This is a genomic window from Paenibacillus sp. 1_12 (genome assembly GCF_900114475.1).
GTDB lineage: Bacteria > Bacillota > Bacilli > Paenibacillales > NBRC-103111 > Paenibacillus_S.
On record NZ_FOTE01000020.1, the window covers coordinates 24,323 to 47,377 of the forward strand.

The window sequence follows — 23,055 nt, forward strand, 5'->3', positions numbered from 1 at the left end:
GGGATCACATTCCTATATAACGACTGTATAAGCTTTTGGCTTGGCTTGGATCATTCGTACCTTGAATAAGGATACGTCCATCTGGAAATAAAACAAGTGTTAACGTCTCGTTTATATGAAATTTTAGAAGAAAAGGATTCAGTTCAATACGGCCAAGCGGCTCCCATTTGGCAGCCCATTCCTCCAAATGAAATGATCCTGCTTGCAGTGGCTGTATTTGTACGGAGTTTCTCCCGCATAAGGTTTGAATGGTATCTTCTCCAAGGTCCTGTTCCAAATATTCATAACGCTCCAGCGCACAGGCAGGGCAATCAGCTTTACGAGCCTTACTGACGTCTACAGCGGCATGCTGGTTGTGCCACAGATCCCAATGCACCATTTTACGATTAAGCTGTTCATGGGCGCCCACGAGCAGCTTCAAGGCTTCTGTGGACTGATGGGAGGCTACAGTGTGGATGATAGGGCCAATCACACCTGCCGTATCACAGGTTTCGGCTGTTCCTTGGGCAGGCGATTGGCCAAACATGCAGCGCAAACATGGTGTAGTACCGGGAATGATCGTTAAGGAAACACCACGGGAGCTCACAGCTCCCCCATAAATCCACGGAATACGATGCTTAGCGCTCACATCATTGATAAGAAACCGTACACTGAAATTATCGGTGCCATCCAATATAAGATCGACATCGGATAATAAGCTTTCAGCATTCAATGCATTGAGATCAATGACGATCGGTTCCAGCGTAATAGCAGAATTCGCTTGCTGTAGCCGTTTGGCCGCTGCCATAGCTTTGGGCTCGGAGGCATCAGCGTCCGCTTCGTCATACAGCATCTGGCGCTGCAAATTGCTCTGCTCCACAAAATCACGGTCGATTAGTCGCAGGAAACCAACGCCTGCTCTTGCCATATGATTGGACAGCACCGTACCTAGCGCGCCCATGCCAACAATAGCAACACGTGCTGCTGCTAGCTTGGCTTGACCTGTCGCACCTATAGGTGCAAATAAAAGCTGACGTGAATAACGATTGGAAGAGGATGTATGGTCTGCATCGTTGTGCAGATTGATTGTATTCATGAAGCGATTCATCTCCTAATGTTTAAAATGCCGTGGATAGGTGGAGTATTCAGAGTACTTCTCGAGGATTCCAAGGCCCCTGTTGATGCCCTTTCCACTCGGAGCCATCCTCCCATATTTCTTTTTTCCAGATCGGCACGACCTGCTTCAGTCGCTCTATGGCATAACGATTAGCTTCATAGGCAGCATCTCGATGCGGTGCGGATACAGCGATAACTACACTGATTTCTCCAATATCAACTTTGCCGAGGCGGTGGGTGATAGCACACAGAGCGCCCTCGTATTGATCATGGATGAAGGCAACGATTTGCTCCATCATTTTGACGGCCATGGGTTCATAAGCTTCATATTCGAGCATTGTCGTTCTCTTGCCGTGGGTCCATTCCCGAGTCGTTCCGATAAAAGTAAGCGCAGCCCCATGGTTGGGATGCAGCACTTGGGCTGTAACTTGTTCGATGGAAATTTTTTCGCGTGTCAGCTCAGCTCGCTTGGGCTGGCCTCCGGATACCGGAGGGATAATCGCAATTTCATCATTTTCATGGATGATCTGATGATCTCCAGCATAGCTTTGGTTAATAGCTACGAATGCTTGCGATAATAAGGTGGACGCCTCGGGGTATTGGACTTGTAAATGCTCTTTTAAAATAACCGGAGTAAGTGGGATTGAGGAATCCCAGTCTAGTACGAAAAGCGGTCCTTGCATTCGTTCGGCCAAACCGGCAAAAACCTGAATGTTAAATTTCATCATGTATCGCTCCATGCTTATATGTAATGACGATCAAGGATTTGTAACTTCAATTTGTGACCATATGCTCAAGATGAGCTATCTGATGTTTGTCTTCAGCATACCATATTCTATAGGGATAATGGTATAATAGGCATTATCCGTTTTATTACAGGTCCAGCTTTAATGATGGAGGAAGCTAATGAAAATTCGTGTAGTTGATGAAGTTAGCGGGCAGGCGGAATTGACGATCGAAGAGATGACAGCTGCAGCTCCGCGGCTAATATCTTTGGAAACACGTGTTCCTGGTGTTCAGGGTGCTGCCTTCGATCTGAAGGAATGGTACTTTGCATGGCAAAAAATGCAGCAGCATCGTGCAGATCGTGAGCCTGCACGGATGACCGTCGAGGCGGTAGATGAATTTCAAGCGGCGATCCCTTGGAAAGAGCTGGGTGAAGCTGCATTTCTGTATGAGCAGAATGGAGAGCCACTCGTAAAAGGGTTTCCGATCCGTTTATATGTACCGAATGGAAGCAGTGAATGCTTGAATGTAAAAAGTGTTGTTCTGATTCGTTTTCACTATACGGACTCGTCTGAAGAAGCAACCTACGGCTTCAAAAATCAAATTACTTTGGAAGAGCTTAAATATCGTAAATAAGCCATAACTTACATAAGGAGGTGGCCGATTTGGCTTCACGAACGCTGCGGTTAAGAATCCTTCACTCGAATGATATTCACAGCCATTTTGAACAAATGCCGAGTATTGCGGCTGCCTTTAGGGAGCTGCGTGAATCAGCCGGGGCAGAGCATACGCTTACGCTTGATATAGGTGATCATATTGATCGTGTCCGGATCGAAACAGAAGGAAGCGGGGGCTCAGCCAACCTGGCCATTATGAACGAAACGGGCTATGATGCGATCACCATTGGTAATAATGAAGGCCTGACCTTGTCTCAGGACGCTCTAACTCAGCTATACGGCTCACAAGCCCGTTTTACCGTACTGTGCAGCAATTTGTACGATGCGTCGAGTGGTCAAATACCGAAGTGGGGTAAAGGCTCTCATATCATAGAGAAATCTGGAATGAAGATTGGTTTAATTGGAGTGACGGCCTATTTTTCGGACTTTTATCAATTGTTGGGTTGGGATATTAGAGAGCCTTTGTCAATAACATCAGACTTGGTTCGCGAGCTCCGTCCGCAGGTTGATCTTATTGTTGTGCTTTCACATCTGGGACTGCGCAACGATCAGCGAATGGCGGATGAGATTAAGGGTATCGATCTGATCCTTGGAGGACACACCCATCACCTGCTGGAGGAGCCTCTTCGAATGGGAGAAACCTATGTGTGTGCAGCGGGCAAGTTTGGGCAATATTTTGGCGTAGTGGATATCGAAATGGACGCTCATACCCGACAAAAGGTGAAAGTGAATGCTTCTATTCATGAAGTTTCCAGTTATCCCGCTGATGAGCAGATCACGAAGCTGGTGGATAGCTACAGATCAAGCTCTGAACAGGCACTTTCGCAGCAGGTAGCATATTTAGAGCAGCCTTTAAGTGCGGAATGGTACGAAGAGGCGCCATTGGGTAATTTACTTGCCGCCGGCATACGGCGTTGGACGCATGCGGATCTGGCTATTGTCAACGCGGGACAACTGCTGGGAGGACTGGATAGGGGTGCCGTTTCTATGGGGCGCTTGCTGCAAATATGTCCTTCACCGATTAATCCATGCCGAATGCTGTTAACCGGAGATCGGATATGGAGAGCTCTGGAGGAGTCACGTATTCAGGAGTTCATGGAAAAGCCGCTATATGGCTTTGGCTTTCGGGGTAAGGTGCTGGGTATGCTTAATGTTGATGGGATGCAGGTAGAATATGATTCGAAGGCGCCTGCTTACTCCAAAATCAAACGTGTATGGATTGGTAACGAGCAGTTGGTAAGGGAAAAGGAATACGTAGTAGGGACGATCGATATGTTCACCTTCGGAATAGGTTTTCTTTCCTTGTCCGAGGGCACGGAGATTGAATATATATTGCCTAACTTTATTAGGGACGTCATTCGCGAGGAGCTTCAGGAAACGGGAGCGGTTCAAGCGAGTCTGGTCAAGCGCTGGACAGCTGTCGATGTCAATGATTCAAGAGAAAATCATTAAGCTCCTTTTCTGAGCAAAGCTGCAGCTTGAAATGAATGGTTTTGTTATGTAATTAGATGACCTTACCCCGGCTGAATGCCAGGGCAAGGCTGATGAAGAAAAAAGCATTTTATTTCGTTGTAAAGAAGTAAATTGCGAAGATAGCGGCCAAAGCAAAGCGATAATAGGCAAAATAAGCAAGGCTTGTATTTTGTACGAGCTTAATAAATGTCATGACAGCAAGCAATGCGACAATGAAGGAAACGATGAATCCGACAATGAAATAACCGATAAGATCAACAGTAAACAGATGGTAGGACTTTAACAATACCAAACCTGTAGCTGCGAACATGAGCGGTATAGCCAAAATAAAGGTAAAGTCTGCTGACGCGCCGCGGCTTACGCCGTTCAACATACCTCCGGCAATGGTAGCTCCCGAACGTGAGAAGCCTGGAAACACAACGGCAAGAATTTGATACAGTCCGATGAAAAAAGCCTGTTTGTAGGTGATGTCATCGAGTTCTTTTGCTTTGGGGCGATATTTGGCAGCCCTTTTTTCCCCGATAATGAGCAAAATCCCACCGATCACCAAGCTGATCATGACGGTTTTCGGAGAAAATAAATATTTATCCACAACTTTGTTAAGCAGAAGCCCTACAATGCCCGCAGGCAAAATTCCGATCAAAATATGGACGAGGTTCAGACTGCTTTTTCCCACTCGTACCGGATTTTTTGTCAGACCAAACAGTCTGAGCAGCCTTTTCCAATACAAAACAACGACAGCCATAATAGCTCCGAGCTGAATGACAACCTCAAAAATTTTCATCATGGTGTCTTCTTCAGGAATTCCAAGCAGCGATTGCACAAGAATCATGTGTCCGGTCGAAGAAACTGGCAAAAATTCAGTGAGTCCTTCTACGATACCCATCAAGATTGAAACCCAATAATTTAAACTTAGCATAAAAGCCTCCCACTCATTTTGTGCAAACCTATTCTATTTTATCTTGTTATGGCATGTCCGACAATAGCGATTTACTATAAAAACATACGTATGCGGTACAGTTCGAAAATATACCGGATTTCCATAGGTTTATGGTCATACAGAATATGGCTTTCTAGTTGTAAAGGTTCATAGAATGTTCCCACCTACCGCCAGGTTTCTGCGTAATGCGCCTTATTTTTTCCGAAAAGCCTGCATCTGATGTCGTATTTTGTAAAAAGCGTATTGCTCTTTTGGATGTAATCTATTACATTTATGCATAGAACTTATTTAACTTCCTAGTAGAAAGAAGACGTGGTTTGTCCTATGCGTTTGCTGCCTATCCATATAGTTCGACCTGGGATGAAGCTCGGCAAGAAGATTTACACCGAAGAAGGGCTCGTCCTTCTGGCAGAAGGCGTCGAATTAACGCAGTCGCTAATCAATCGGCTAGGCAAGTACGGGGTTGATTTTATTTATATCGCTGATCCTAGAACTGCTGATATTGTAATTCCGCAATTGCTTAGTGAAGAAACGAGATTCAAGGCTATTACTGAAATACGATCTTCGTTCCGTAAATTGATGGAGAATTCCGCTAAAAGTAAAATAGCGAGTTATAATCAGTTAGGTAAAAACTTCGGTGAAGTGATGAATTTGATTATAGATGATCTCAGCGGCCATCAAGACGCGATGATTATGCTCACCAATATTAGTGTTATGGATGATTATTTGTTTCAGCATTCGCTGCATGTATGTATTTACTCAACAGTGCTAGGAATGGCTTATGGCTACAACCGGAATGATCTGATGACGCTTGGACTCGGTGCGCTGCTGCATGATATCGGCAAGACACAGATTCCTTATGAGATTCTTCGCAAAAAAGCCCAATTGACGGATGACGAATTTGCTTGTATGAAAAGACATACGGAGTACGGATATAGACTTCTTAAGGATGAACCCAATATTCCACTACTCTCTGCTCACTGCGCGTTTCAGCATCACGAGCGCCTGAACGGAAGCGGGTATCCGAGAGGTATTGAAGGGCCGGAGATTCATGATTTTGCAAAGTGGATAGGACTGGTTGATTCTTATGATGCGATGACTACCCATAGAGTATACCGCAAAGCTATGCTGCCTCATCAAGCTATGGAGATCATTTTTACGGGAACCGAAACCTTATATGAAAAGAAAAAAATCGAACTCTTTCGTGATAAAATAGCGATATATCCGCTTGGCATTAATGTTACCCTCAGTACAGGTGAAATGGGTACGGTCGTAGCTTTGAATAACATTTTCCCGCAAAGGCCCACCGTAAGAGTTCTACAAACCCATGAGGGAGAAGAGATAAGTGCCCCGTTTGATGTAGATTTATCTGAAAAATTATCGATCATGATCACTGGAGTCAATGATATAGCATAGTTATCATGGACAAGAGCAGCCCAAAACTAGACTTTCTGGTTTTGGGCTGCTCTTGTTCTAGTCTTCTCCATAGCTGTCCTCATGGAGATTGGACTTCCTCAGCCTGAAGTCAGGTTTCATTTTTATCCGTCATAAGCTACAATAGGTTGTAAAATACGTCAAGAGTCAGGTGAAATGTATCATGAACCAGAAGCTAAGTTCCATACTGCCAGCGATGTCTCCAGAGAATGATCCTTGGGACCCGATTCGATCGCTGCAGCGGCATGGAAAACACATATTAACTAGCATTGAATTAACAGTCACCAATTTATGTAACATGCGGTGTGAGCATTGTGCTGTTGGGGATGCCCTAATGATGACAGAAGGTCCGCGGATTCCTGTTGCTCAGGTACTCAAACGGTTGGATCAGGTTGAACATCTGGAAACGATCTCCATAACCGGGGGCGAACCGAGCTATCACGAGCAGACAGTTCGCGACTATATCGTGCCCATTCTAAAATATGCCCGTGAACGCGGGATTCGGTCGCAAATCAATTCGAATTTAACTATGCCGATTTCCAGATACGAGATGGTGGCACCCTATCTGGACGTGATGCATATTTCCTTTAATTATACCTCTGCTGCAGACTTTCATCGGGTCGGATTTGTTCACTCAGGCCGAACCGTTTCCGATAAAGCAACTGGCAAGCTCTATGAGCTGATGATTGAGAATACAATGAAGCTCAGCAGCAATGGTATGTTCATTTCTGCAGAATCCATGATCAACTATTTAACCATCGATAAATTGAGTGATATTCATCAGCTTATCGTGGAGATGGGCTGTGAACGGCATGAAGTGCATCCGATGTATCCAAGTGCTTTTGCCGCGAGTCTGCCAAGGCTATCACTAGAGCAATACAGCAAGGCGATACATAAGCTGCTGGACGGCCGGGATCGCAATCTGTGGATGTTATTCGGGACACTGCCATATTATGCATGCAATACAAGTGAAGCTGATCAGCGCCTGCTGCGGAGGCTGAGGGAAGAGCCGAATGTAACGGTTCGGAATGATCCCGATGGACGGAATCGATTGAATGTGAACTTGTTCACCGGAGATGTTTTTGTCACGGACTTTTCTGATGTGCCTTCTTTGGGTAATATACATACAGATAAGCTTCAAGAAGTATTCGAGCGTTGGGAAGCACATCCTCTACATGCATCCATGAACTGCCATTGCCCAGCGGTAAGCTGCTGCGGGCCTAATCTTCTGGTCGTCGATTCGTATTACAAGGATATTGATTTTACCAAGCGCACGGCAATCTTATAGAGGATGTTCACGAAATCCCCACCGGATCACAAAGTTTTACAGGAAGCTTACTCGTTATCGAATCCTGCAGGGATTCAGGGTAGTTATTTTGTGGAAAAGGAGTTTGAAGTCTTTGTCACATACGAGCTTTGAATGGGGATCTATTGCACTCAATATTTTTATGGTTCTGCTGCTGGTCGTGCTAAACGGTTTTTTTGTGGCTGCGGAGTTTGCTTTGGTCAAAGTACGTGAAACCAGACTGCAGCAGCTGTACAATGAGGGAGTGGTTAAAGCCAAATATGCGCTTTCGGTTACGAAAAAGCTGGATGTGTATTTGTCGGCAACACAGCTCGGCATTACACTGGCTTCGCTCGGTCTTGGATGGATCGGTGAACCCGCGGTTACTCATTTGATCGTGGACCCGCTATTTGCCATGCTTCATTGGAACACGGCTTGGTATTCCTCGGTTTTGTCTGTGTTTATAGGTTTTGCAGTGATCACTTTTTTACATATTGTGCTTGGAGAACTGGCCCCTAAATCGCTTGCGATTCAAAGATCGGAAGGTACTGCGCTCTGGACATCGGCACCGCTGCTGCTTTTTCACAAAATATTTTTCCCGGCGATCTGGGTATTGAACGGCGCGGCGAATCGTCTGCTCAGCTTGATCGGGATTAAACCGGCGACAGAGCATGATGCAGCGCATACAGAAGAAGAAATTCGCATACTTATGAATCAAAGCGCTAGAAGTGGTCACATCGATAAGGACGAGTTTGCGTTGTTTGATAATATCTTTGAATTTTCGGATCGTGTTGCGAGAGAAATTATGCTGCCGCGCACGGATATGGACTGCCTATTTGCCGAGGTACCGTTTGAAGAAAGTTTGAAGGTCGTTTACAGAACGAAGCATACCCGCTATCCCGTAGCGAGTGAGGATAAGGACAATATTATCGGTTTTGTTCACATTACGGACCTGCTGACTGCGGACCCGGACGAGGAGCGCCAATTGCAGGATTACATTCGTCCTGTCTTGATGGTAGCTGAGTCGATGGAAATCAGCCACGTCCTGAAGCTGATGCAGCGTAAGCATTCTCAGCTTGCCATCGTTGTTGATGAGTATGGCGGTACGGCAGGGATTTTGACTGCTGAGGACATTCTGGAAGAAATCGTCGGAGAAATTCACGATGAATTTGACGAGAACGAAGTCCCCAGTGTGGAAAAGAGAGGCAGCGGCTACTCTGTAGATGGACGGGTTCTGCTTGAGGATTTGGACGATTTGCTGGGCCTTGGTATCGAGGATGACGAGGTGGATTCGATTGGCGGCTGGCTGTTTACGAAGCTGGATGGGGTTGTCGCCAAAGGGAAGAAGCTGGAATACGAAAATTTTGTTTTCGAAATTACGGAGGTCAGAAAGCTTAGAATCATGAGAGTCTTGATCCAGAAGAAAGCCGAACTAGCGAAACCAGTCATTCAAGAAACTGAATGAGGGGGAAGCCCGTTTCATGTCATTAAGGATGATCCTGTTTGTAGCGTTGGGTGTGCTTCTGCTGTATGGAATGTTTACGATAGGATTTCCTTTTATGCTGGCCTTGCTCGTTGCTATCCTGTTGGAGCAGCCAATTCAATGGTTGATGAAGCTTACTCGGATGAGCAGAGAATGGGCGGCCGGTGCGATTTGCACCTTGTTTACGGCGGGAGTGCTGGGGTTCTTTTATTTGCTCGGGTTTAAGATGGTTTCGGAGCTGATCCAGTTCTGGCGAAATGCACCTGAATATTTAAACGAAGCCCAGCTGTTTTTTGATATGACCTCTGAGAAAACGCAAATTTTTTATACCACCTTGCCAGCCGGTTTGGCTGTGCAGCTGCAAGCCTGGATAGAAGCAGGTATTAATACGATTTCGGAAAATCTGAAAGAAATTATTACGGCAGTTTCTGTTTATTTTCTGGACATTGCGCGTACGATACCTAATTTATTTATTTTCTCCGCTGTTTTTGTGATTGGCCTTTACTTGATTTCCTTAAGCTTGCCTGCACTGTATCAGTCCTTCTTGAACATATTTGAAGGCAAGTCGCAGTCTAAGATCGTAAGTGTTCTCTATGATCTGAGAAAAGCGCTTTTCGGGTTTATATTCGCTCAAGTGCTGATCAGCTTCCTGACGTATTTTGTGACGCTTATCGGACTGCTCTTCTTAAGGACAGATTACCCGCTGGCGATCGCTTTGTTGATTGTGGCGGTAGATGTATTGCCGGTTCTCGGAACGAGCGTGGTGCTCGTTCCTTGGGCTTTATACAGCATATTGGCCGGGAATGTATCGCATGGTATCGGTTTGTTGATTTTACTGGTTGTGATCATGCTGTTTCGCAGGCTGGTTGAGCCCAAAATTATCGGGAATGCGGTCGGTATTAACGCGTTGGCTACTTTGATCAGTATGTACATAGGCTTCAAACTGGTAGGTGTTATTGGACTTATCCTGGGCCCTTCCCTCATTATTGTGTATATGGCGCTCCGCCGAGTGGGGGTTATGAAGCTTAGCATTAAATTATGAAATTAATGGTCAGGAACAATTACGGCGATCGAAGGGATCGTCGTTTTTAAATGGAAGCCACAAGTCCGTTTGCAGGTATGCAGGCGGCTTTTTGTTTTTCTAATAATTACTCATAATGGACAAGATCATAGCTATATACATAGGGATAGGAGTTCCACGAATAGAACCTGGGAAGGAGGTATGATAATGAATCAGGAAAAGGCCTGGTTTCCATATGTAGGTCCATGTGATCCTTGCCCGCCGATCCGAGTGAAGATTTTTTCTACACCACCGCAATTGTACATTCACTTTCAACCGATGAATTTACCTCAATTTAGTCCTCAGGAGGCACTAAGGCATGGGACGCTTTGGCCTGCGCTCTATAGTCCATACGAGCCCAAATGCTAGTGAAGAAGCGCGTAGACCCTTTGTACAATGGCACAGCAAACTCGGCTAAAGGCACAATTTGCTGAGCAAAACTTTTAAGGAGCTGCAGGCTATGGAACATACAATGCCGGAGCAATTCTATACAATGCTTTTAGAGCTTCAAGAGGTAGACTTTGTGTTGGTAGAGCTTACTTTATATTTGGATACACACCCGCGGGACACCCACGCGATACAACAATATAACCAATACGCGCAAAAGAGAATGCACCTTGCCGCGCGTTTTGAACAGGAATTCGGCCCGCTCAAAAGTTTTGGTCAAAGCTTTACACGACACCCTTGGCAGTGGATCGATACACCATGGCCTTGGCAGGTTTAATTGGCTTATATGACGAGAGGGGGGCGACTCAGCCATGTGGGTTTATGAGAAGAAGCTGCAGTATCCAGTCAGGGTCAGTAAATGCGATCCGCGGATGGCGAAGCTGCTGCTGGAGCAGTATGGTGGCGCGGATGGTGAGCTTGCCGCTGCGCTGCGTTACATGAATCAACGCTATGCAATTCCTGATAAAATCATTGGATTATTAACAGATATTTCCACTGAAGAATTTGCCCATTTGGAAATGATCGCAACCATGGTTTATAAGCTTACGAAAGACTTGAATTTCGAACAGATCAAGGCTGCGGGTCTGGATGATTATTATGTTAGCCATGATCGGGCTTTATTTTATACGAATGCCTCAGGTGTACCTTGGACGGCAGCTTATATTCAGGCGAAGGGTGATCCGATAGCCGATCTTTATGAGGATATAGCAGCTGAAGAAAAGGCCAGAGCCACCTATCAATGGTTAATTGATATGACGGATGATGTGGATCTGCAGGACAGCTTGAAATTTTTGCGGGAGCGGGAAGTGGTTCATTCCTTGCGTTTTCGTGAAGCAGTGGAAATCTTGAAATCGGAGCAGGGTGCGAAGAAAATATTTTGAAATAAGGATGAAACTCGTTACGGCCTTTTGGCTGTAACGAGTTTTTTGTTCATGAATCAACAAGTCTACAATCGATTGTGATCTGCTTTCCAATGCGTTATCGCTTTTTTGATGTCATCTGGGTTTAAATTTTCGTTGACGGTCTTAGTGGATAGTGCTGCCAGCTCTTCATCTGATGCGAAACGCAGGGCAATGATTTGTTTAATTGTCAATCTGGAATCTGCTCGTTGGCCAGTTATTAGGTAGTGGCGCAAGCTCTCCTCAGCAAAAATGGCACGATCCTGTGCTTTTAACGCATAGACTCGAAGTTTTAGGAAATGCACACAAGCAATCAGTGATCCCAGCACGAAAAGCACAGCTTCGAATATTCGCTCCCCCTTGGCCAGAGACATGCCCAAATAAACGAGTGAACCGACCAGAAACAGTAAAGTGAGCAGGGTAAGCAAGTAGTGATAACCCGGGTCCATCTTGCGATGATTTCCATAGTTTTGTTGTTCCATCGAAATGACCTCCCATAAGTGTAATAACCATTCCATTCGACGAGAGGAACAACATCACCTGCCTGGTACTGATCCATTCTATGGATCATGGATACTTATTTGACAAGCAATCCAAATCATGTTTGTATAGAACATGGACTATTCAATCAGGAGGGATTACGCTTGTCACAAACTTTTCAGAAGCCGGAAGCGATGATTTTTGATTTGGACGGAACTTTATTTCAAACCGAAACACTTTTACTGCCTGCCTACCATGCTACTTTCGAGCAAATGAGGACAGAAGGCATTTATAGTGGTGCAACACCACCGGAGAGCGCTATTCTTGGAAGTCTGGGAATGCTTCTTGAACATATTTGGCAGCGTGTCATGCCAGATGTGGAAGTACAGGTACATAGACGAGCTGACGAGCTGCTGTTGGATTATCAGATGAAAGGCTTGGAAAATGGAGAGGGCTCTTTGTACGAGGATGTTGCCGACACGTTGGCAGCACTGCATGCCCAAGGAATCCGTTTATTTATAGCGAGCAATGGATTAGAAGGCTATGTTAAAGGGGTTATGGAATTTAAAGGGTTAACGCCCATCTTCGAAGGCCTGTACAGCGCAGGTGAATTCCAGACAAAGTCCAAAGTTGATCTGGTGAAGCAGCTTTTGGAAACCTATGGCGTGAAATCGGCATGGATGGTCGGTGACCGTTCTTCTGACGTGGAGGCAGGCAAAGAAAATGGCTTAACTGTAATCGGTTGTGATTATGCCGGGTTCCGCAATAAAGGCGAATTGGCTGGCGCTGATGCCCGTATAGCGAAATTTTCTGATATATTGGAATTAATCGAGAAATAAGCTGTTTAATGGATAAAACAAACAACCGTGTGATCGCTGATGCTGACACGGTTGTTTGTTTTGGATATATTCAATTTCGTAATTAATCTTTATCATCTGAAATCTTGTATTTATTTTTGTTGTGATGCAGCCAAAGTGCGTATTCCAAAGGTCGCGTAATAGCTTTGCGGTACGTTTCACGTTCCCCGATTCGATAAAATACTTCACGCGAAGGCTTGGGATTGACCTCAAGCAGCCAAACCTTTCCTTTAGGATCAATGGCCAAATCAATTCCGAGCTCACACTGCTTACCAAACTTACGCTCCAAAAAGTGGGCTAGGTGGATTCCCAACTTATTAGCCTCCTGCTGGATAGAAGCTACCTTCTCCTTATTGCCAAAACGCCGCATCAGCAGCTTTTCCATCGCGATGGCCGTACCGCCGCCGTGCAGGTTAGAGGTGACAGAGTGCATGGGGCCGATTCTTCCTGCACAACCCGTAACCTGCCACTCGCCATTACCATCCTTTTGAATGAGCATTCGGAAATCATGGACACGGCCATCCTTGAGTGTGAGCGAGATTCCCTGCTGTACGATGTAGCGGCCCTGAAGGCGCCAGCTGCCTAATTTGGTTGAAATTTGCGACTCGCTGATTTTTTGCTGGGGAATGATACGCCGCTGCTCATCCCTTCCCTGCATCAAATAAGTCGAATCTGATATTCGCTGCAGCCGCACGATGCCCCTACCACCAGTTCCGTTTCTCGGCTTCAAATAAATGCGTTGATGCTGTTTTAATAGACGGATCATATCTTTATGATCATTATAACGGACAGTTGCTGGTAGATGGTCAGCAATGTCGGAATCCTCCGATAAGGCTTGATGCATAGACCATTTATTGGCCAGTGGACTGCTTAGATATTGAAGCTTTTTATGCTCGGCACGAAATCTGGAGATTTTATGAAAGTTATGAACACCGTGATAACGGCAGCGATCATAGATCAGCTCGGGAAGGAGAGCCCACTTGCGCTGCCATTTGCCGGAGGACATATCGTAAACCAGAGCTTTGATTTTTTTTTTGCGTTTATCCACATCATCAGGTGTAAATACAAGTATTTGGACGCCCAGCTTATGTCCGTAAGTGCTAAGCTTACGAAAATAAGACAGCTCTTCCAGCCTTTGCTCCGATAAATACATAGCTAATATGCCTAAACGATACGGAATCATGTTTCATCACCTGCTCACCTTGCTTTTTTGGACATGGTGTTAACTATCTTTTTTTTGGCTTTTTTGGATAAGTGAATGCAGTAGTTAATTAAATTGTCCAGAGACAGCTTGCGAATATGTGGCTCATCGAACTTCATAGGTTTTGAATTCGCTTCAAAAAACCAGATTTGGCCTGTTGTATCTACCCCAAGATCGAGAGACATTTCACCGAGGTTGCTGCCGCTGGCTTTTCCGATCTGCTTGGCTATCAGCAATGAGGCTGACCTAGCCCGCTGTAAAATCTTTTTGCTCTCCGCTGCGCCAAAACCGGCACTGAGCAGTTTTGCAGGATCATCGATGGAGCCGCCTCGCGGCACATGTGTAGTAATGCTCAGCTTTCCAGCCAGCCGTGCGCCGATTCCGGCTACACTCCAGGCTCCTTTGCTGTTTTTTTGCACAAGCACCCGAAGATCGAAGGGGCGCTGCTTGTAAAGAGATAGTGAAATCGCTTGCTGCATAATATAGTCCTGCGTGACCATCATCTCATTAATTTGTGTCCACAGCTGCGACACGTTTGTATATCGGGAAATATGGCTTCTTGTTTTGTCTTGTACGCTTAGCTGGTATTTTTGCGTTTTGGACGTCTTTTCGATAATCCGGCTGACCTTCATAATGCCTTTGCCCGCTTTACCACGAATCGGCTTTAAATAAAGGCTTGAATGCTTGAGCAGCAGCTTATCCAGATCTTCACTGTTTGTCAGCTTTTGCGTGGTTGGAATATAAGGACCGGTTTCTTTGGATTTATTCAACCACTCAAAGAGCGTCCATTTGTTGAAAAAGGAAGGATTGAAAAAATGGATGCTCCTGTGGCGCAAACAGCTCTGGAGAATGGGCTGTACCTCGGGAAGCTGCTCGAACTTACGGTAAGGAATCCGATTGTAAATAACATGAGGAAGAGGGAGCAGCTCCTTTTTCCATGACTTGGTTTTAAAGTTGTACGAATATCCTACGGCCTGATTGTTGGTCAGCTTGAAGTTGGCGGTCGTCATCACATACACATGAACACCCTTCGCTTCTCCCACAGCGATCAGGTCGATATAATTTTCTTTATTTCCCCTAAAAAGTCTCGTGTCATCGGAATGAGTGAGAATGGCCAAGGTAGGTCGTCGTGGTTTTTGGTGAAGGAGAGGTTCCACTCATGATTCCCTCCTTGAGCGAAATCGGCTTAGGTATAAACAGTAGTCGTAAACATGCTTGAGCGCTGCCTTACCTTCTCCTTTGAGTGCGGGATGCTTGAAAATGGAACGACCTGGCTTGGAGTTGGCTTCAAACATCCAAATATGCTCGTTTTGGTCAATGCCAATATCAAAGCCAAGCTCACCGAGCATATGCTTGTCGTTACGTTCGAGCGCTTCCGCCAGCTTGATCGCAGATTCCTTGGCAGTGTTCAATACTTGCTCTGCACGCGAACCAAATATTTGCCGCAGTACCTGATCGGGGGTCATCAATTGGCCTCCTGAACGAACATGTGTGGTCACACTGCCTTTACCTGCCTTCTTGGCTCCGATGCCGGCGACTACCCATTGGTTGTTAATGTTCTTGGTTAAGTGAAAGCGGAAATCAATCGGACAGTTATCGATTTCAATGAGACGGATCCCCTGTTGGGCCACGTAATGGTTAAGTTTGGCATTGCTTCGATTCAGCATGGACATCAAGGAATCAAATCGGCTGAAGCGCAGCAGCACATTTTTGCCGTTGCGACGGTAGCGGGCGTAATAACCGCGTTTGGGATTGTAAGTTACCCGATAAATACCGATGCCGAGACTGCCGCCAGTTGGTTTTAAATAAATAAACTTGTGTTTATCAAGCATTTCCTTGATTTGACCTGAAGAAGGGTTGATATGGGATTCAGGTACATGTCGAAAAGCATCTGTTCCTTCAAGTAAATTATATACATCCCACTTCTCGTAAAATGCCCAGTTAAACAAAGGAATGCCTTTGCGCACAAAACGCTGCTTGAAATTGTTCATGGATGCCAGCTTTTCGGCTTTGCGGCTGGGTAAGCGATTGTATACCACATCCGGCAGCGGCACGGTTTTACGGTACCAGCCTCCTTCTGAGCGTGGAAAGGTGCCTAACACCGTTTCTTGGGACCAGTTGACATCGCTGGGAGAAAAGCCGAAATAAAAGGATTTATCCGACCCCGCACGCATAAACTCGCGAAGAAATCCGGTACGTGAACCAAAAGGCGCTGTTGCGCTGGGCATGACATTCGTTAAGATACCGATGAGCGGTCCGATGCGGATATCTTTACCGTTATTGCACACCACCATGCTCGTTCCGAGTTTGGGAATACGCAGTTGAGTCATGATGGAAAGAGGGACATGAAGATGATTGCCGGCTTTTTTAATCAGCTTGAGACCCACTGAGACGCTCTTGCTTCCCACATGCAGAATGACGGATCTGGTTTTTGCCAGCTTGAGGGATCTCGCCAATTCACTGGTTAAGTAGATGACTTTTTCCTGCCTTTGTGTCACATGAATCGTGCAAGTTGTCAAACTCATGATTGGGGTTTCCTCCTAAAGTTTTTGCAATAGCAAAAACTGACTTCGAAAGCATGTGCCATGTTGTTGTATAAGCAAAAACTGACGTCGATTGCATGTAAGAGTTTGCTGCTTTAACGATGTGTAATTGCTGCAGTCGTTGCTAAACGATGTAGGCTATCGCTACCCGCAGGTACAGTTGAAATAAGTGGTGAGCGCGAATTTAATAAATAATGGGCATAGTGTATGGGTTTCGTAACAGCACGGATATAGGATGAAGCTTCATTAATACGTGTCAGGGCGGAGCGCCCGGGTTTTGAATTGACTTCCAATATCCACACGTGCCCCGACATATCGATTCCAAAATCAATGCCAAGCTCAGCCAGTTGGCCGTGACCGGATTCGAGCACCCCAGGAATGAGCTCGGATAGATTGTAAAGCTCTTCCAAAATCATATTTGCCTGGATGGAGGGGAACTGGCTGGTAAGAAAGCTGTCGACAGGAAGAGCGGTTCCGCCTCCATGAAGATTGGAGGTCAAACTACCCTCCTGGCCTCTACGAACGGCCATGCCGGTAACGGACCATCTGCCAGTGCCATCCTTTTGCACAAGCGAGCGCACATCGTATGCATCGCCGGATTGTGTTTGCAGCAGCAGGTACTGCTGCTGCAGATAAGGGCGCCGTGCCGTGAATCGGCGCAGCCAGCGCAGGAGCGCCGCCTCGTCGGCGAAGCTTAGTGTGATGCGCTGATTGTGCGCATCACGACCGCGCACGCTAAACGTCTGCGTTGTCTCGCTGCGCTGTACGTGCAGCACGCCGCGGCCCTGCGAGCCCGACTGCGGCTTCACAATCAGCTGGCCCTGCTCTCGCAGCCAGTCTGATACAGAATGCATGCTGCGCAGCGCCACGGTCCGTGGCAAATAGCAAGCGAAGCGTCCATCCTGTTCAAGCATGTGCTGGACTTCCAGCTTTCCCTTTAGGCCGCAGCCCAGAAACAGAGCATGATGCTCCTTCTGCAGTCTGCGGACAGCAGTACGGTGTTCCAAATATTGCGTGCGGTGCGTAAAAAAACATCGGTCATAGACAGCATCTGGCAGTGGATAGGTGCCCAAAACCCATCGTTTGCCTTGCTCCTCGTAGATAAAGCCTTCGGTTCTTCCGTTCAGCCAGTCGATGCCCTGCGGAGTAAAAACGAATACGTTCAATCCAGACCGCCGACCTGCCACACATAAGCTTCTATAAAATGGACGACTCCCAAAAGGAGGTTTTTCGACAGCTCGAACTGCGGTGCGGCCCGAAGCAAGCCATTGGCCAGTTCGGGTCGTCATAATACCAAGGCTGTGCCGGAATGGATTTAACTCTGTCTCCATGCCTCTCACCCCCGCCTTCTCAAAACTTTGCTGCATAGCGCGAGTACTGTACGACCTTCTTCACAGATGGCCGTATGGCTCTTGATGTGGAGAGGGCAGTATTATCTTCCTTCGATGGCTTGGAGTTGACTTCCAGCAGCCATATTCTTCCTTGTGTGTCCAGAGCCAAATCAATACCAAGTTCGGCGAAATGTCCCGGTATCTGCTTCTCGATCCCTTTGGCAATTGCCAAAGCCGCACGTCTGAGCTTCAGCGCTCCACCAGAGGCTGAGGTGGAATTGGAGCGAGCCAACGCTTCCCTGACGGTTGACAAGCTGCCGCCTCGAGCCAGATTGGATACAAAATGATGACCGCCGGCTGTTCTGGCAACAATCGAAGTAATACTCCATTGTCCGGTATCATCGAGCTGTACCAAAGCGCGAAAGTCCACAGGTCTTCCACCTACCGAAATCAGGTTAAGGCCCTGTTGGATTTGATAGCGTTGACGGTTGATCTTTTTGACAAAAGCATTGGCCAATTGGCTGGAATTTCCAAAGGCCAGCTTGTTCGCACCGTTTCGGGTTGTAAAATGGCATAAAAAGCCTCCGTCGATTTTTCGCTTGATTCGAATAATGCCTTTTCCCAGACTGCCGGTAATGGGTTTTAAAAAGACCGTGTCATATTTCGAACACATTGCTTTCAACATCTGGGTATTTTTCAGCAAGTGCGAATCCGGCAAATAAATATGAAGACCGCTTTCTTTGCGAAGCGCGTCAAATACCTCGGTCTTGTTTAAATACTTCTCATTGAATAACACAGCCTGATTTTGCATTTTGGCATGCCGTATAAATTGCTGAACATTTGCGCGATTTTCCAGTTTCCGAGACGTTAGGCGATTATAAATGATATGAGGCAGCGGAAAAGCACGTTTAATCCATTTTCCAGCATAATGCCAGCCTCTCACCGTCTCGCCATGACCATTAACCTCATCGGGAGTAACGAAGTATACGGCGGCTCCGTACAGACGGCACGCATCATCCATTTCTCTGCAAAATGCGGTGACCGCACCGAAGGGTCTCTCAGGGGCCCCGGCATGCGCACGACTGATCATCACGCCGATCAAGGGTCCGATATGGAGAGAGTGCGTGGAAGATTTATAATGAAGGCATAGCGGAATGCCATGGACAAGCCCCCACTTAGCGGCTATGGAGTCAGGGATCCGAAGGACACCGGCTTGCGACAAGGGAATGACCTTCACCTCATGCTTGGCTGATCCGAAACGCAGCTGCAATGATGTTTGAGCAGTTATTTTCCACCTTTTCACCAAGGAATCGCTAAGCATGATCGTATGATCGTCTATCTGCAGACCGGCAGGTTGTATTTGAATCTTGACCTTCGTTCTTTTCACTCTTGCAACTCCTTCCTTGCGCCGACTTGTGTGACTTATCAAGTGATCTACTGCATCATATGAGGGCGTTTTACCCTTGGTGAAAAGAAAATGTCCGTTACACGGTAAATGAGCATGAGGCAAGCGCCATTTATTTTAAAACAAAAAATTTCTTTTATTAAATTTGTGTCAAAATACCTATGTTCGGAAGGGAATAGGTGAAATTTGTCTAATTGTAATTTAGGAGATAAGGAGGAGCTGAACCCAATGAATATTTACGCCAACGAGTATTTCACTTTATCGGCTGTAGAGAACCGGGTTTATATATCGGTGTGTGAGCCTGATTATCCTTTCACGGAATTTGAGCAGGTGCTTCAAGCTGTTCCACGGGTGCAGATTACTCAATTCGGCAGCTTGCGTAAGGTCATTCAGCAGAATCTTCCGGATAGGACGGAAGTAGGACGATTGAAGCCGGAGTATGAGCTTGTCATTAGCCCTGATTATATGAAGGCCACGATACGGTATTATTTAAGTGAGGACGAATACGAATCGAAACAGCAGGAGCTCGCAGGGGCTATTTTGGGAGAGCTGAAGCAGAAGGGAATTACCGAAGGTATTTTGTATGATGCGTTGAATGGGCCGTTTACAAGACAGGAAATGCTGATTGCACAGGGGATTCAGCCTGTTGAGGGTGTGGATGCGGTGATCCGATATTTTGAGCTGTCTGAACGGAAGCCTACCATTCATCAGGACGGTACCGTTGATTATTATGAATTGAATTTCATTGATGAAGTAGAAGAAGGCGATTGGCTGGGTGAGAAGATACTTGCCACGACCGGAATGCCCGGTCGCAATCTGAAGGGTGGCATTCTGCCGGCCAGAAAAGGACGCGACAAGCCACTATATTATGATAAAGAAACAATTGAGGAGAACCAAGAGGACGGTAAGATCGTGCTTCGTGCCAAAATAAACGGTGCGGTGGCGAAGGCTGGACGCAGCATCGAGGTTCAGCGCGTACTGACCATTCATGGAGACGTAGGACCTAAGACGGGTAATATTGACTATGATGGAAGTGTGCAAATTACGGGGACGATCATGGATGGCTATTCAGTGACCGCGACTCAGGATATTTCAATTTTGAGCCAAATGGGTATCGGTGCTGCGGAAAGCATTACGTCGGAAAGTGGCGATATCTTCATTAAAGGCGGTATCTTCGGCAAGGATCGTACCGTAATATCGGCAGCAAGGGATGTATTCGTAAAGCTTGCCAATGATTGCACGATACGTGCAGGTGAAAAAATTCATATCGGCCTGTATTCGATGGGCAGCAAGCTGTATGCCAAATATGTATATCTGGACAAATCAAGGGGGAAAATTATAGGCGGCCTCGTACAAGCGCAGGTTCAAGTGATTTCAGCTTTTATAGGGAATGAAATGGAGCGGCCGACGGTTGTTCAGATCGAAGGCTTTAACCGCGCTCAGGTAAAGCAGGAGCTGGAAGCGCTGTTGAAGGAGTACCAGACACTGCTGACAGAAATTGAAAATGTCAGAAAAGAAGTTGATTTGTTCGGAGATCGTGGTGACAATGGAGATAGTCTGACGGGTACACAAAAAAAGGATTTTATTTATTATTGGTCCAAACAGGAGTCCTCGGTAGATAAGATTCACCAACTGGAGGAAGCACGTAAAAAGCTGATGGCCTATTTGAGTGCCAAAGGCGACGGCGAAATTTCAATTATCCAAAAAGCTTTTCCGCGTACCATCCTACAAATTAAAGAAATGGAAAAGCATATCGAGCAAATTACGACGGGCAGTTTTTATGTGAGTGAAAACAAGCTCTTTATTGAATAAAATCAAAGGGGATGCTCCAATGACATCTTCAAACCTACATATGGATCTGGGAGATACTAACCATACCTTTTACCGATTTGAAGGCTTGCTGTTAGCTATCGAGTTTTTTACTCAGCGTTTTCATTTGAATCAGCTTATCGAATTTTCATTTGAATTTGTCAATGAAATTTTGACGTTGAATGCCTCTGCCCTATTTATTAGGGATGGAGAGCGGTTCATTATGAGGCAAAAAAGGCTGTATGCAGATAGGGAATACTTTATTCCTTATACGGGTAAGCTGCGGAGATTGGTTACTTTTCACGGACGAACTGTGAGTAACGACTTTACTGCATTTTTTGAGCAGCGGGAGGTTGACCATTTCCAGATGAAATGGGCTATGCCGTTGATGATTGATGATGAGCTGCACGGCTTTATTGTATCCAATGGCAAAATTATGGGCCAGTTTACCGATGAGGATATCGTCATGTCAGATACTTTAATGCGGTTGATTAACAATTCAATGGAAAATAGCAAGCATTTTGCTGATTTGCAGCAATCCAACCACAAGCTTGATCAGAAGATTTTCAACCTGTTTGCGATTCATCACAGCACCAAAGCTTTGCTCTCCGAAGTAACACTGCACCGCCTCCACGAGATTGCTACAGATGTATTCAGTGAGGTGTCCTCAAGTCAAATTACATCCTTTGGCGTCATCGATCCCATCACGGGCAGACTGCGTATTACAGGATATCGGAATGTGTCCTCCTACAAAAGCTTTCATGGTGATTTCGAGCTACACACTCATACATACACTGGACCGATTGTCCTTCATACGGAGCGTGATCAGGAGCGTATTCAAGCATTATTCGTGAGAGGCGAGCAGCTTCGGGATCTGGAGGCCGAGTATATTATTCTGATTGTGAAGGATCACATTATCGGTATGGTAACGCTCAGCCGACCAGTCAATGATCGTGTATACGACGAGTCTACGTTTGAGCTAATTGAATCGTTGGCAACCTCTACGTTTATTGCGATATCCAATGCAATGCTGTTTCAAGAGGTTCATAGACAGAGGGAAAGCGCGGAAAATAAGCTGAAGCTGTTAACGACACTGAACAGGCTGGTTCGTAATTTGAATGAATGTACAACGAGTGAGGAGCTATGCTATTTTACACTCAAGACGCTGCAGGTGTCCTTTGGTGTGCGCAAAGCTTTGATTTGCATTCGTACAGGTGATGATTATGTGGTTGCGGATACCATTGGCTGGGAGTCCTCGATAGATGAGATCGTATTGACGCTACCGCTTCCTGAATGGTTTGAACCCTGTATGGACGGGGAAACTTTGTCCGACTATATGGCAAATGGAGCAACGCGATTTTTTTCGGAGGAAGTGCTACAATGGATGGGAGCAGGGAACTGCGCAGTAATAGCACCGCTAACCGTCAGCAATCGAATGGTCCTGGCGGAAGATCCGCATCCTAAGGGTTTTTTAATTGTGCTGGAGACGGCTTCCTCACTTACGGAAGAAGAGGTTTTGCTGATCGATACGGTTGCCAAAAGCATCGCCCCTGTCTTACACCAAATGTCCATCACCCAATCCGTTCGTAAGCTATACAAGCAGGATCAACGTCAAGCATTCGTTCAGTTCTTGCAGCAGCAAATTCAAAGCTGGGAGCTGTATCGGATGGAATTTTTCCTTCACTATCAGCCATATAGGCTTTCCCCATTTGCGGCATCTTGTCATGCTGATCCAGTGGCAGATGGACGGGATTCGATCGATCAGGGGGATGTCGAGCAGACGATGTTCAGCTTTGACGGACACCGCTTTATGATTAGCAATGAGCCTGTGGAGGATGCAGACTGGCTGCTAATCCCTGATCAATATGATTTACAGGCTGTGCTTTCATTTAATTACCCCCATTGAAACC

General features: G+C 46.1%; 21 protein-coding genes. 12 read left to right on the forward strand and 9 right to left on the reverse strand.

Annotation, left to right across the window (positions count from 1 at the left end):
• Window positions 1-4: 4 nt before the first annotated feature.
• Complete coding sequence (locus tag BM210_RS28140; protein WP_091175695.1) at window positions 5-1,075, reverse strand: ThiF family adenylyltransferase; 1,071 nt, start codon at window positions 1,073-1,075, stop codon at window positions 5-7.
• A gap of 49 nt (window positions 1,076-1,124) precedes the next feature.
• Window positions 1,125-1,820, reverse strand: a complete 696-nt coding sequence (locus BM210_RS28145; protein WP_091175696.1) for a molybdenum cofactor biosynthesis protein — start codon at window positions 1,818-1,820, stop codon at window positions 1,125-1,127.
• Between the two features lie 181 nt (window positions 1,821-2,001).
• Between BM210_RS28145 and BM210_RS28150 the strand changes: the two genes are divergently transcribed.
• Both BM210_RS28150 and BM210_RS28155 read left to right on the forward strand, forming a co-directional pair.
• Complete coding sequence (locus BM210_RS28150; RefSeq protein WP_091175698.1) at window positions 2,002-2,457, forward strand: molybdopterin-binding protein; 456 nt, start codon at window positions 2,002-2,004, stop codon at window positions 2,455-2,457.
• A 29-nt stretch (window positions 2,458-2,486) separates the two neighbouring features.
• Complete coding sequence (locus BM210_RS28155) at window positions 2,487-3,950, forward strand: bifunctional metallophosphatase/5'-nucleotidase (protein WP_371263562.1); 1,464 nt, start codon at window positions 2,487-2,489, stop codon at window positions 3,948-3,950.
• A 109-nt stretch (window positions 3,951-4,059) separates the two neighbouring features.
• Here BM210_RS28155 and BM210_RS28160 read toward each other — a convergent pair whose 3' ends face one another.
• Window positions 4,060-4,890: an undecaprenyl-diphosphate phosphatase gene (locus BM210_RS28160; protein ID WP_091175700.1), complete on the reverse strand. Its 831-nt coding sequence runs from the start codon at window positions 4,888-4,890 to the stop codon at window positions 4,060-4,062.
• Window positions 4,891-5,235: 345 nt separating this feature from the next.
• On the opposite strand from BM210_RS28160, the gene BM210_RS28165 reads away from it, so the two are divergent.
• The 7 genes from BM210_RS28165 to BM210_RS28195 all read left to right on the forward strand — a co-directional run bounded on the left by BM210_RS28165 (window position 5,236) and on the right by BM210_RS28195 (window position 11,501).
• On the forward strand, window positions 5,236-6,327 hold the full coding sequence (locus tag BM210_RS28165; RefSeq protein ID WP_091175702.1) for an HD-GYP domain-containing protein: 1,092 nt from the start codon (window positions 5,236-5,238) through the stop codon (window positions 6,325-6,327).
• A 181-nt stretch (window positions 6,328-6,508) separates the two neighbouring features.
• A complete protein-coding gene (gene yfkAB / locus BM210_RS28170) occupies window positions 6,509-7,633 on the forward strand; it encodes a radical SAM/CxCxxxxC motif protein YfkAB (RefSeq protein WP_091175703.1) in 1,125 nt (374 codons plus the stop codon).
• 160 nt (window positions 7,634-7,793) lie between these two features.
• Entirely contained in the window at window positions 7,794-9,095 is a 1,302-nt protein-coding gene (locus tag BM210_RS28175) for a hemolysin family protein (protein ID WP_091175779.1), read from the forward strand.
• 16 nt (window positions 9,096-9,111) lie between these two features.
• Window positions 9,112-10,155 (forward strand): sporulation integral membrane protein YtvI, encoded by a 1,044-nt coding sequence (gene ytvI, locus BM210_RS28180; RefSeq protein ID WP_091175705.1) that lies wholly within the window; start codon window positions 9,112-9,114, stop codon window positions 10,153-10,155.
• 186 nt (window positions 10,156-10,341) lie between these two features.
• The gene (locus tag BM210_RS28185; RefSeq protein ID WP_091175706.1) at window positions 10,342-10,542 is read left to right on the forward strand and encodes a spore coat associated protein CotJA; all 201 of its coding nucleotides are present in this window, start codon (window positions 10,342-10,344) and stop codon (window positions 10,540-10,542) included.
• A gap of 91 nt (window positions 10,543-10,633) precedes the next feature.
• Window positions 10,634-10,897 (forward strand): spore coat protein CotJB, encoded by a 264-nt coding sequence (locus tag BM210_RS28190; protein WP_091175708.1) that lies wholly within the window; start codon window positions 10,634-10,636, stop codon window positions 10,895-10,897.
• Between the two features lie 34 nt (window positions 10,898-10,931).
• Window positions 10,932-11,501 (forward strand): manganese catalase family protein, encoded by a 570-nt coding sequence (locus BM210_RS28195; RefSeq protein ID WP_091175709.1) that lies wholly within the window; start codon window positions 10,932-10,934, stop codon window positions 11,499-11,501.
• 65 nt (window positions 11,502-11,566) lie between these two features.
• Here the strand turns inward: BM210_RS28195 and BM210_RS28200 are convergent, their stop codons facing one another.
• Window positions 11,567-12,001 carry a DUF6526 family protein gene (locus BM210_RS28200; protein WP_091175711.1) on the reverse strand — a complete coding sequence of 145 codons (435 nt, stop codon included), beginning with the start codon at window positions 11,999-12,001 and terminating at the stop codon, window positions 11,567-11,569.
• 192 nt (window positions 12,002-12,193) lie between these two features.
• On the opposite strand from BM210_RS28200, the gene BM210_RS28205 reads away from it, so the two are divergent.
• Window positions 12,194-12,838, forward strand: a complete 645-nt coding sequence (locus BM210_RS28205; RefSeq protein WP_091175780.1) for an HAD family hydrolase — start codon at window positions 12,194-12,196, stop codon at window positions 12,836-12,838.
• 82 nt (window positions 12,839-12,920) lie between these two features.
• Here BM210_RS28205 and BM210_RS28210 read toward each other — a convergent pair whose 3' ends face one another.
• From BM210_RS28210 to BM210_RS28230, 5 genes are all read right to left on the reverse strand, one after another.
• Window positions 12,921-14,039 (reverse strand): YheC/YheD family endospore coat-associated protein, encoded by a 1,119-nt coding sequence (locus BM210_RS28210; RefSeq protein WP_256224105.1) that lies wholly within the window; start codon window positions 14,037-14,039, stop codon window positions 12,921-12,923.
• A gap of 14 nt (window positions 14,040-14,053) precedes the next feature.
• The gene (locus tag BM210_RS28215) at window positions 14,054-15,214 is read right to left on the reverse strand and encodes a YheC/YheD family endospore coat-associated protein (RefSeq protein WP_091175712.1); all 1,161 of its coding nucleotides are present in this window, start codon (window positions 15,212-15,214) and stop codon (window positions 14,054-14,056) included.
• Window positions 15,215-16,582 (reverse strand): YheC/YheD family endospore coat-associated protein, encoded by a 1,368-nt coding sequence (locus BM210_RS28220; protein WP_091175714.1) that lies wholly within the window; start codon window positions 16,580-16,582, stop codon window positions 15,215-15,217.
• Between the two features lie 113 nt (window positions 16,583-16,695).
• Window positions 16,696-17,931: a YheC/YheD family endospore coat-associated protein gene (locus tag BM210_RS28225; protein WP_256224106.1), complete on the reverse strand. Its 1,236-nt coding sequence runs from the start codon at window positions 17,929-17,931 to the stop codon at window positions 16,696-16,698.
• Window positions 17,932-17,950: 19 nt separating this feature from the next.
• Window positions 17,951-19,318, reverse strand: a complete 1,368-nt coding sequence (locus BM210_RS28230) for a YheC/YheD family endospore coat-associated protein (protein WP_091175716.1) — start codon at window positions 19,316-19,318, stop codon at window positions 17,951-17,953.
• Window positions 19,319-19,564: 246 nt separating this feature from the next.
• Here BM210_RS28230 and BM210_RS28235 point away from each other — a divergent pair, with 246 nt between their 5' ends.
• Both BM210_RS28235 and BM210_RS28240 read left to right on the forward strand, forming a co-directional pair.
• A complete protein-coding gene (locus tag BM210_RS28235; RefSeq protein ID WP_091175717.1) occupies window positions 19,565-21,148 on the forward strand; it encodes a DUF342 domain-containing protein in 1,584 nt (527 codons plus the stop codon).
• Window positions 21,149-21,167: 19 nt separating this feature from the next.
• Window positions 21,168-23,051, forward strand: coding sequence for a GAF domain-containing protein (locus BM210_RS28240; RefSeq protein ID WP_091175719.1), 1,884 nt, complete (start codon window positions 21,168-21,170; stop codon window positions 23,049-23,051).
• Window positions 23,052-23,055 lie beyond the last annotated feature (4 nt).